This window comes from Lysinibacillus sp. GW821-FHT14F06 (assembly GCF_058803665.1).
Map to the genome: position 1 here is coordinate 78,991 of NZ_JBXAPF010000021.1, position 11,062 is coordinate 90,052.

Annotated in this window: 11 protein-coding genes and 2 pseudogenes; 3 read left to right on the forward strand and 10 right to left on the reverse strand. The window is 33.2% G+C overall.

Annotated features, from left to right (window positions below):
* The first annotated feature begins 73 nt into the window (after positions 1-73).
* On the forward strand, positions 74-826 hold the full coding sequence (locus tag AC1RNS_RS17740; protein ID WP_492994560.1) for a DUF6688 domain-containing protein: 753 nt from the start codon (positions 74-76) through the stop codon (positions 824-826).
* 259 nt (positions 827-1,085) lie between these two features.
* On the opposite strand, the gene AC1RNS_RS17745 is transcribed toward AC1RNS_RS17740, so the two are convergent.
* Positions 1,086-1,559 (reverse strand): DUF2975 domain-containing protein, encoded by a 474-nt coding sequence (locus AC1RNS_RS17745; protein ID WP_492994562.1) that lies wholly within the window; start codon positions 1,557-1,559, stop codon positions 1,086-1,088.
* A 313-nt stretch (positions 1,560-1,872) separates the two neighbouring features.
* Here AC1RNS_RS17745 and AC1RNS_RS17750 point away from each other — a divergent pair, with 313 nt between their 5' ends.
* On the forward strand, positions 1,873-2,034 hold the full coding sequence (locus AC1RNS_RS17750; RefSeq protein ID WP_492994563.1) for a hypothetical protein: 162 nt from the start codon (positions 1,873-1,875) through the stop codon (positions 2,032-2,034).
* A 444-nt stretch (positions 2,035-2,478) separates the two neighbouring features.
* On the opposite strand, the gene AC1RNS_RS17755 is transcribed toward AC1RNS_RS17750, so the two are convergent.
* The 5 genes from AC1RNS_RS17755 to AC1RNS_RS17775 form a co-directional block, all read right to left on the reverse strand.
* Positions 2,479-2,739: a hypothetical protein gene (locus AC1RNS_RS17755; RefSeq protein WP_492994564.1), complete on the reverse strand. Its 261-nt coding sequence runs from the start codon at positions 2,737-2,739 to the stop codon at positions 2,479-2,481.
* Between the two features lie 10 nt (positions 2,740-2,749).
* Positions 2,750-3,139, reverse strand: coding sequence for an SHOCT-like domain-containing protein (locus AC1RNS_RS17760; RefSeq protein WP_492994565.1), 390 nt, complete (start codon positions 3,137-3,139; stop codon positions 2,750-2,752).
* Positions 3,140-3,152: 13 nt separating this feature from the next.
* A complete protein-coding gene (locus AC1RNS_RS17765; protein WP_492994566.1) occupies positions 3,153-3,518 on the reverse strand; it encodes a DUF2089 domain-containing protein in 366 nt (121 codons plus the stop codon).
* 405 nt (positions 3,519-3,923) lie between these two features.
* Positions 3,924-4,886 carry an arsenic resistance protein gene (locus AC1RNS_RS17770; RefSeq protein ID WP_492994567.1) on the reverse strand — a complete coding sequence of 321 codons (963 nt, stop codon included), beginning with the start codon at positions 4,884-4,886 and terminating at the stop codon, positions 3,924-3,926.
* A 284-nt stretch (positions 4,887-5,170) separates the two neighbouring features.
* Complete coding sequence (locus AC1RNS_RS17775) at positions 5,171-5,788, reverse strand: class I SAM-dependent methyltransferase (protein ID WP_492994569.1); 618 nt, start codon at positions 5,786-5,788, stop codon at positions 5,171-5,173.
* A gap of 500 nt (positions 5,789-6,288) precedes the next feature.
* On the opposite strand from AC1RNS_RS17775, the gene AC1RNS_RS17780 reads away from it, so the two are divergent.
* Positions 6,289-6,576, forward strand: a complete 288-nt coding sequence (locus AC1RNS_RS17780; protein ID WP_492994584.1) for an ArsR/SmtB family transcription factor — start codon at positions 6,289-6,291, stop codon at positions 6,574-6,576.
* A 382-nt stretch (positions 6,577-6,958) separates the two neighbouring features.
* On the opposite strand, the gene AC1RNS_RS17785 is transcribed toward AC1RNS_RS17780, so the two are convergent.
* The 4 genes and pseudogenes from AC1RNS_RS17785 to AC1RNS_RS17800 all read right to left on the reverse strand — a co-directional run bounded on the left by AC1RNS_RS17785 (position 6,959) and on the right by AC1RNS_RS17800 (position 10,638).
* Positions 6,959-7,447 (reverse strand): PaaI family thioesterase, encoded by a 489-nt coding sequence (locus AC1RNS_RS17785; protein WP_492994571.1) that lies wholly within the window; start codon positions 7,445-7,447, stop codon positions 6,959-6,961.
* An 847-nt stretch (positions 7,448-8,294) separates the two neighbouring features.
* Positions 8,295-9,253 (reverse strand): annotated as a pseudogene (locus AC1RNS_RS17790) (acetyl-CoA carboxylase carboxyltransferase subunit alpha).
* A complete protein-coding gene (gene accD / locus AC1RNS_RS17795) occupies positions 9,246-10,094 on the reverse strand; it encodes an acetyl-CoA carboxylase, carboxyltransferase subunit beta (protein WP_492994572.1) in 849 nt (282 codons plus the stop codon). Before accD ends, AC1RNS_RS17790 begins: the two are co-directional and overlap by 8 nt.
* Positions 10,095-10,129: 35 nt before the next feature.
* Positions 10,130-10,638: pseudogene (locus AC1RNS_RS17800) on the reverse strand (FadR/GntR family transcriptional regulator).
* Positions 10,639-11,062: the final 424 nt, after the last annotated feature.

Consider the following 11,062-nt stretch of genomic DNA (forward strand, 5'->3'; position numbering starts at 1 on the left):
TATAAAAAGATTTGATTAAAAATCCTGTGTTGATATACAGGATTTTTTCTTGTTCCACAAACGGGCCATATTCTTGAGGAACGTTTTCGTTCACTTTAAGGAAACATTTACCGATGGGTCACTTTCCTCGGTTGTGTATGTGATATGTAGTACATTAATGATATCTAATATCATATTTGCAATTGTCTATCTTACTCATACAGGTTTTTCACATGATGGTGAAGAACTTACGGTCCTCCTACTGCAAATTAGCTTTTTATCATTATTATTTTTATATATCGCAAGGTTGAAAGATTCCCTGAATCATTTTCTTGATAGCCAGAATGAAAAAGAGGCAGAGGACAATAATAAATTCATTTTATTTCTCTACAGAATATCTAATAACTATCAAAGGATGTCAAAAATATGGGCAATATGTTTATTTCCAATTTTGGTCATCATCCAGTTGATTTTGGTCCTGTTTGGACAACGACCAGATAGCTTTATCCGGGTGTTCCTTGAGACAAGCTCTTTCAACTATTCAAATATCCCTGCGCCAAAACCAGTGATAGTAGAGGGTGACGGGCATTATTTGTGTATGGTCTCTGCTAAAGGGCATAAAAACTTGGTCAAACCGATCAGAGCTGGCATTAGAAGAGGAAAAAGAATTCCCGTGAACCGCCAGCTGCTGTTTGCTAACGCATTTGAGAACATTCTAGAACAATATATGCCAACCTTCCATAAAGTCATCCGTAACTTTTACGATCGATATGGCTATCCAATAAGTAGGCATATCAATTCAAAATGGTCCGCAGATATGTATCTCTTAATGAAACCTTTAGAGTGATTCTTTCTTGTTGTGCTATATACAGTTGACAAAAAACCAGAAGACAGAATTCATATACAATATAGTGAGTTGAGAAAGTGAAAAAAATAAAATGGTTCACATTGAGGTATTTGATTTTCAGATAATCTCAATATCGAATCTTCAAGAAAAGGGCGCAATTCTTGAAAAAGAATAGGCGCCAATTTTTCATTTAAGAGCCATTTAATTTAATTTAATAGGGAAAGAAGATATTATACCTGCAAAATAAACATCTACATTTTTATTTCTTTTTTTCTAGGATATTTTTTAATGGCTTTTGAAGTACGTCCATAATGGCAGCGATGATAGTTGTTGCTAATATCCCTATTAGTCCAAGTGCTATTGGACCTGCTGGATCATCACCCGTGAACATGGCATACACCCTTAAGTAAACTATTACTAATAAAATTAAGAAAATAATTGTAAAAGCGCATTTTTTTATAACCTTCAAGGATTTAAGGGATAACTCGGAAAAAGCGTTGTTACTATCGATATAACTCAATAGTTTATATGCTTGATACAAAGCTACAGAAAACGTAATGCATACTCCATAAGCACATATTAACAACGGATATATCGAGTAATCCCCTGGATGCACAATAGCATCTTTTCTGGCTGCTTCAGGCAACAAAAATATACACACGGCAAGTATCGCAATTCCAATAAGAAAAGCAACAACCTTTAAGAAAAAAGTTGAACCTAGTTTACTATTCATTTAACGCACCTCACTGATTTAATGATTATATGATTTTAATACAATATTTATCGATTATCAATAAATTTATTTTGTTTTTTATTATATTGTTATTGTTTTAAATATTGATTTGATTATTATGTGGGAATCGTACTTGAATTATTGTAAATTTTATTATGAAGTAACCTAACAATCGTGCGCATTTCTGCAGCAAGAATTGTGCTTTTTCTATTTGAAAAGGTTAGATTGGAAATGAAAAAGGTTTCTGATAAATTTCTGATAAATAGAAGGAGAAATACACATGTATGGCTAGCAACACAAAGATAAATGCCTTATGAAATTAGCGAGGCAAAATGAAGCCGAAGAATGTTTTTTAGAAGCATTGAAGTTAAGAAAAATAAAAGAAGATTTCTCATTGATTGACTCAACTCAAAAAGCATTGAATCTGTTAAATGAATTGGAGTGGAAAGCCTCTAGTGAAAATCCTGATGTATAAGAATAAAAGAAGAGTATAGGTTTATTCAACAATCGTGCGCAATTGTGGAAGAACAGAGGTAGAAAATGATCAAACTTAAATCTGCTGAATAAGAATCCCTTTTGATCAATCTTTTTTCAAAAGGGATTTTTTAATTTATCGTAAAATAGGGGTTTGTGAGGTGTTTTTAATCAAACTTTATTCCAGGGCTACACAAATTAATCATAGAACGTCCATGTTATTCAACAATATGGCGCAATTTAATTAGAACTTAAACGATTTTATTGTTATTGTTATATTTTTTTTGTATAGTGATGTACCTATATCATAAATTATACAACTATATTTTAAACCCCGCTAATTTTAGAGCGGGGTTTAAGTATGTGAGTTTTTATATTACAATTATTTCGATATTATAGGCGAGAAATTAGGCTTTTTCTTCGAAATGTCAGTAGAAGGCATATTCTATAGTCTAACCTTAACCTCAGTACCGTCCTTAGCTTTGACATCTACAAGCACGATCCCTTTATAATTTTTCAATTCCTTGACAATAGGCATTAGCATTTTTTTGTCTAAATAAGGCAAGCTAAGGTCCAGTTTTTTTCTTTCGAAGTAATCTTTGGTCCATCTATTTACATATTTCTGAAAAAAGTTCGAAGACAAAATAGCATATGGAACTGGAATAGTAAACCGAACATCCTTTGCTTTTACTTTTACATATATCATAAGCAAATCACTACTCAATGAAGACCGAAACGGTATCCCCATTTGCGGATTTAATATCAACAATTTGACCATCTAATTCATTTTCGATTGCCTCTATAATAAGGTTTATGTCTATATCCTTCACGTATTTTTCTGACTGTGGAATACTCGCTGCGATGCTATGTCCAGCCATTAATACTACCTTAACAAGCTTGATAGGCAAATTGACTGTGACGTTATCATTTTCGGCTGAGACCACACGAACTTTTAATGTTTTATCTAAATAGGCAGTTTTTTTCTCAAAAGACTTATTACCTGTTTTTTCTTTCTCTTGTAATGCATGAATCAGTTCGGATCCTTTATCTGCATCAATTTTCCCTTCCTGAATCATCGTTAATACTCTTGTAATTTCCTCTTTCATGATAAGCTCCTCCTTATTCTTCTTTTAAAAGCTTAATGGCTTCTTCGGGGGTAATTTCGCCATTCTCCAACATGGTTACAACCTTTTTCTCATCTACTTCATTTTTCTTCTTTTGTACATATCCAAGGGAAGAAATGATGTCTGTTAGCTTACCTCGAACTGTTGGATACGAAATCCCCAGCTCTTTTTCAACATCTTTAATATTCCCTCTGCATGTTAAAAATACTTCCACAAAATGAAGCTGATCCTTTGATAAGGTTGCCAGCTTACTTAATTCAAACTCATTTTCAATCGTAGTATGACAATGGGAGCACTGTAACTTTGTAATTTTCAATGTTTGACTACAGACAGGGCAATTGGTGATTACTTTATAAGCCATAATGAAATTCCTTTCTTTTGGTTGATTTGATTATACATTAAAAAATAGAAAATTCAAATGATAATATTTAATTTTTCAAAAACGAAAAATTGATAATGTTAATAATTAAATTAAAATTATTGATTTTTATTACTTGTATTGAAATAATCATTCCTTTTAATGAAAATATCAAAATACGTACGATTCTTAGATTTTCGTTACTGATTACGCAGCAATTAGCATTGATGTATTAGTGAATGGTTTAGAATTAAAAAATAAAGAGGGGGAATTTGCATAAAAGTATAGGATTGTTATCATAATTCGTGTAATAGATGCTACTAAAGAGTTTGTCTGGTGAAATAAAAAGAAAGAACATATTTGAAATAAGCTTTTTCAAACACGTTCTTTTTAAGAATAATATTATTTCTATTTGCGTAAAATTAGATTCGGAACTACACGAATATAAATTATTTCCCCAATAATTTCAACAATGGTTTGTGTGACAATAATGGCGGCTACTAGTGTACTTAAGTGATCTGGCAAAGATAAAGCTAGTGGAAGCACAACAAGTGAATTACGTGTAGAACCGCTAAAAATTAATGCTCTACCAGACTCAATATCAAGTTTGAACCATTTTCCAATTAATCTAGAGATAAAAGGCATAATAATCATAAAGGCAATATAAATGGGGATGACCCTTATAATCCAATCAATGGATGTAGATAATTTTCCTATTTGAGAGGATACAACAACAAAAAGAGTTAACGCCATAAATGGAACAGGAAGCCACGCAGAAAGATTAATTAATTTATTTCCAGCAGATGATTTCTTTTCAAATAATTGCAGGGCAATAGCTAGTAGTAGTGGTATAACGATAAGTTCCAAAAATGCCTCTAAGAACGGCTGTGGATCAACAATATTTGCTGCTTCATCACCAATGAAGAACCATAAATATAAAGGTAGTAATAGCATTTGACTGATGAAGAGAATGGGTGTGGAAATAAGCATAGCTTTTTCATTACCACGCCCGAGTGCCGTAAATACTATCACATAGTCAATACATGGTGTAAGTAAAACTAAATAGACACCGAGTAATAAAGGTGGATGATCTGGTAATAGCATTGTTAACAGCCATACAATAATAGGCACAACAATATAGTTGACAGTTAGTAGAGCCCAAATAAAACGTCGGTTAGAAAATGATTCTTTTAAAGATGTAAATGGGATTTGTGAAAACATGCTATACATTAATATAGCAATTACAAATGAAATCGTAACGTCTAACTGCTTTCCGATAGTGGGGGCAAATAATCCTACTGCTGTGGCTAGCAACAAAACAATTACATACAGGAAAATTTGGTTATTTTCTAATTTTTCTCTAGAAATCATTATTAGATAACTCCCTCTATAATTGTTGGTTTATCAACAATTTGACCCGGTTTTTAAAGGGATCAAATACTTTTTCATCGTATAAACACATTGTCAGTTGGTTGTGACGCTTCGCCAAGCTAATTAACTTTTAATCCACTATGAATCAGCAAAATTCCTATACAAGAGTACCATATCTTGTTAGTTTAAACTAGTTTGGAAATACAAGAGAAAAAAGAAGTACAGCCTAAAATTTAATAGGCATAGTGCTAATTATAACAACCATGCCTATTTATGAATTAAATCTATAGTTTAATTACTTCTATATATCTATACATTCCGTTTAACATTACATTCTCATCTTTTTCAATTTTTATTCTTTGTTTATTTTGATTAATCAGCTCCTCAAAACTTCGACCAATATCGGTTCCTATCATGCTAATAAATGGTCTAAACAGTTTCTTTAGCAATGTGCTTTTTTGATTTTTAAGAGCAAATTTATCAAAGATTAGAATTTTACCATCTTTTTTTAGAACACGTATCATCTCTTGAAAACATTTATTTTCATCCGGGACGACTGATAGTATTAAGCTAGCTACAATATAATCAAAAGTATCATCTTCAAATATTAATTTTTGAGCATCCATCTCCAAAAAATTTATTGCAGAGTGCTTGAATTTACTTTTAGCTATAGCAAGCATATCAGGTGAAAAATCAATTGCTGTTATATCATAATCAGCAAAATCGATTAATTCTAAATCTGCGCCAGTACCAATACCTACATATAAAATTTTTTGTTCGTTTTTAAAAGGAATCTCTTGAAAAACCTTCTTTCTAGCCTTCAAAAAAATACCTGTGTTAAAAAATTTATCATAGAAGGAAGAGCCGATTTTATATATAATCTTGTTCCATGTATTATTCAAAATTTACAACCTCTTAACTTTAAATTAATTTCCAGAACTTTTGAATTGCTTAAAAGTACTTAAATCCTGTGAACCCACCAAAAATAGGAGTGAATAAAAAAATTGGAAATGAAATATGTAACAATTCAAGCCTTAATAAATTGTAAAAATCTAATTTTCGTTGGGAACTAAAATAGTTTGCAAAACTGGGAAAACTAGTAGATCGTAATACTTGTTGTTGCGTAAGCATTATTAATAGAAACATCAAAAATGTTAATCTAAGACCTAAAAGTGGTTACGAAAAAAATGATAGTAAGCGTTATTACATCCATGCAAACATGATTCTTACCTCCAATGAACTTATTTTTTGAAAATTTTGACACATATAATTAGATAGTGTTAATATGTGTGACACACATATTAGTAATATCGAATATGATAATAACAAAACATATTAGTAAAGTCTAATGTGAATTGGAGGAGATTTTGTGACAGATAATTTGTTTGATTTAAAAATTAAAATGATACATGGATTTTCAAATAAGGTAAGACTTCAGATTTTGGAGTGTATTAAAGAGAAGGAAAAGACTGTATCTCAAATTGTTGAGGAACTAGAAGGAAATCAGTCTAACATCTCACAACATTTATCCTGTTTAAAAGGTTGTGGCATTATAGTTGGTCGAAATGAAGGGAAATACTGCTACTATAGTTTGAGGAATGAACGTATTCATGAGCTTCTAGATATGTTTGATAACGTTTTAGAAGATGTTCAAACTGATGTTGCAAAATGTGCAAATCATATAGATTAGAGAGATTGAGATGGCAAAATAATAACCAAAGGTTGTAGTGATTCAGATAATCAAGATGAAAAAAATCAATGGGGAGGCAAGATGTACTGTGGACAGTTAGGGAAGACTTTGGGATTCACTGTAAAACCAAAAGTCTTATAAATGCTTGATTTATAAGAATTGTTAAATTTTAGTGCCCAAAACTATTTGACCATTTTTAAGACAAATAGTTTTGGTTTTTGGTGGAGATAGAAGAATTATTCTTAAACTTACAAGCAGAAGAATTAAACTTAGAAATTGATTTGTCTCCCAAATGATTTGTTAGTACAGGAATAAAGATAATAATAAGCTTTAAAAAACAAGTTAACCTTCGTTGGCTAACTTGTTTGATGAAAGGGAAGTGCTAATCATTTTTTTGAAAAGTACTAGGCATTACAACAAGAACTACTGTACCTCGAGCACATAGAGTATCTTGTGCGTAAACTTCGGTTTCAACCTTCCATCTTTTCGGATGAATTTCTTCAACAGTCCCAATAGCTTTTAATGGGACATGTTGTGGTGTTGGTTTTAGGAAATCTACATTAAGGTTAGCAGTTACAAATCGAGGTGGCACTGCACCATCACCAATTTCGTGTCCATTTTTACGATGCAGAGCAAGGGCTGCAGATCCTGATCCATGACAATCAATCAATGATGCGATTAAACCACCATAAATAAATCCAGGAATACCCATGTATTTTGATTCAGGTGTATAGATTGTAATAGTATTTTCTCCTTGCCATCCAGTTCGAAGGTGATGACCATCATTATTCAGTCGGCCACACCCATAACACCAAGCGAAATCATCTGGATAAATATCTTGAATTGCTTTTTCTACTATTAATTCTTCCATTCTTTCCTCTCCTCAGTACTATAGTATTTAAATGTTTTCTAAGCGATTGTTAATGATATAAGTGTTTTAAGTATAAGTAATTATTTTCAATTCATCAATAAAAATCTAAATATTCTTTCTATTTACGAGAGATTTATTTAAACGGTGGTTATGACTTGGGAAGTATGCTAATAGTTCATGTGGATAGAGTAAAGGGAGCTTTAGTTAAAACCTAAAATCCTATTATGTTAAGTTATTTTCTTGGTGAAACATATTTGCATACAGTACCTAAAAATCAAGAAGAAGGGAAACCAGCACAGCTTATTTATTTTTTTATAATTTGGTTACTCGGATCATTTTTAATGTTCGTTCTTGTGGAAGCAGTGAATATGCAGCTGTTGTTTATTAAGAGTGTCAGTTAGATACAAAATTCTTAAGGTTTAAACCGATTAATACAAATAATACCACAGTGCATTTTAAAATTTAAATCGTATTTCATCACAAGTGCTTTCGTCTCAATATTAATAGTATACTTTTAATTGATACATAACTTCCTATAATTTATATTATGTAAACTAAAATTATTTGGCATGGAGGAGGGCTTGGATACGTTATGTATATGGTGTATATGGACAAAAATCTACAGACATCTTGGACAAGAATGTCCAGACAACGCACATTTTTCTGGCTGTCTTAATATTTCTTCTCCATGTTCTGGTACTGTTCCACAGCTATGCACATTAGTGTTGGTTTGGAATAAAGTTTGATTAAAAGTTTGCTGCGAACGTTGATTTTATAATAGAAGAAACCCACGCATTTTGAAAAAGGTTTGATCAAAATGCGTGGGTTTAAAAACCTAAAAATGAATTTAAGCTTCTCTATATTGTCCAATCTTTCTGAATTTCTCATAACGATCCTCAATTAATTGTTCGCCATTTAAAGAATTCAATGTTTTTAGTGTGACGCTTATACATTCTTTTATATAAATTGCTTGCTTCGCAACATTACGGTGTGCTCCACCAGTTATTTCAGGGATTATTCCATCAATAACGTCAAGCTCTTTTAAGTCAGGTGCTGTTATACGCATTGCTTCTGCTGCTTGCTTCCCTAGACTACCATCTCGCCATAAAATCGATGCAGCACCTTCAGGCGAGATAACCGAATATGTTGAGTTCTCTAACATAAAGACGCGATTAGCTACTCCTAATGCAATTGCACCACCACTTCCGCCTTCTCCAATAACAATACTAATAACTGGTACTGTTAGAATCGTCATTTCAGCAAGAGTTCTGGCAATGGCTTCACTTGGGCCGCGTTCCTCGGCTGCCTTACCTGGATACGCACCTTTCGTATCAATAAAACAAATAATTGGGCGCTTAAATTTCTCAGCCTGCTTCATTAAGCGTAATGCCTTACGATATCCTTCTGGGTGTGGCATACCAAAATTTCGTCGAATATTTTCTTTAGTTGATTTTCCGCGTTGGTGTCCAACAATTGTTATGGGCTGTCCTTCAAAGAGAGCGATTCCTCCAAGAATAGCCGCATCATCACCAAACGAACGGTCTCCATGTAACTCTATAAAATTTTCGCACATAGCTTCTATATATTGTAATGTTGTTGGACGTTCAGGATGTCTAGCAACCTGTACACGATCCCATGGTCTCATATTGGTATAAATGGATTGTTCTAGCTGAGTAAGGCGTGTTTCAAGCTTTTCGATTTCGCCTGACATATCTACTTTCGCTTCGGCAGCAATTGTTTTTAACTCATCAATTTTTTCACGTAATTGTAAACTACTGGTTCTTCAAAAGCTAAATTTTTAGACATGTTGCATGCCTCCTTTCGTATGCATTTTTACAAGCATTGCTACTTGGTTTCGTAAATCTTTTCGATGGAAAATTGCATCAAGCTGACCATGCTCTAGTAAAAATTCTGACTTTTGGAAATCATTTGGTAGTTTTTCTCTTAATGTTTCTTCTATTACACGGCGACCAGCAAAGCCAATCAATGCTTGTGGTTCAGCAATATTAATATCTCCAATAGAAGCAAAGCTTGCCGAAACGCCACCGTATGTAGGATGCGTCATGATAGAAATAAACAATAGTCCTTCTTCACTATGATGTTTTAATGCCGCACTCGTTTTTACCATTTGCATTAATGATAGAATACCTTCTTGCATGCGCGCTCCACCACTAGTAGAAAAGATAATAACCGGTACACGTAATTTAATAGCTTTTTCAACGGCACGTGTGATTTTTTCTCCTACAACTGAGCCCATTGAGCCCATACGAAAATGAGAATCCATAATTGCTACAACAATTTCTTCTCCATCAAGAGTACCTAACCCAGTTAGTACAGCATCGCTTAATCCCGTTTGTTGTTTAGCCACTGAAATTTTTTCTACATAATCAGGGAAATTAAGTGGATTACTTGTTTGTAAATGATCATCCATTGATACAAATGAACCTTCATCTAAGAAATATGCTACGCGCTCCTGTGCAGTCATTTTGAAATGATGGTCGCATTTTGTACACACTTTATGATTTTTTTCTAATTCCTTTGTTAACTGAATGTGACGGCATTCTGGACATTTTGTCATAAGTCCTTCTGGAAATCCCTTTTCCTGTCCGTCCTCTTTCTTTTTACTAAATAAGTTACGTACTGCCATGTTTTACTCCTCCTATGTTTGTCTAAATGCCTTGTTCAGCATTTATGTAAGTAAGCTTTTAATACTTCTTTTTCATAGCCAAGCTGCATCAATTTCAACATAGTTTGAATGATTAATTTTTCTTCTTCTGTTGAGTTTCGATTTAAACTGTCACCGGCATAAACTGCTAATTGAAACCAGACTTTTAGTAAAAAACGATTTCTGACGTGATGATTATTTCTCGTAAAACATCCAGACAATTAATCGTACCTCTATCTCTAGCTTTACAAAAAAACTGTCCCTCACAGGTAGTGTTCGCAGATTCACTGTACAACTTATAACGCGAATGGCTTCCATTTCATGAATTTGTCGCGTTAATTCGACATCCTTTTTTTGATTTTTCAACTTCTAATATAAACATCGACAATATTTCTACGAGCCGATGCTTTTGTGTAGAAGCTAGAAACGTACCTCCCCCATGTCTCGTTTCAATAAGACCTAACAACTCTAAACTTCGCAATGCCTCTCTCACAGAGGATCGCCCGACACCCAGACGTTCTGAAATGACTCATTCGGAAGGTTACTTTTCACCAGCCTGTATTTTAAGTTGTCGTAATTGTTGGACGATATCTAAAAACACTTTCTTTTGTTCGGTTTTTTTATCCATACGATCAACTCCTCGGTCAATCTATTCGCCTTGGAATAATTATCGCTGTCGCTTTCCTTTCGCGCAGATAAACAATGCATCCAAAGGCTTTATCTTCATTCAGTAGGTGTTTGGATACCTACTATAAAGAAACAAAATCCACCACCTTCAGATGATGGCGTCTCTTACTGAATGAATTCAAAAGTGGTCTGGCCACTTTTGAAGTTGGCTTTATCTTACAAAATAATTATTTGAAAGTAAAGAAAAAAGAGGCTGGGACAAAACCCTTCTCTAAACTAAAAAGCCGGTGAAATTTTACGATCAGTAAAATTTCACCGGCTTT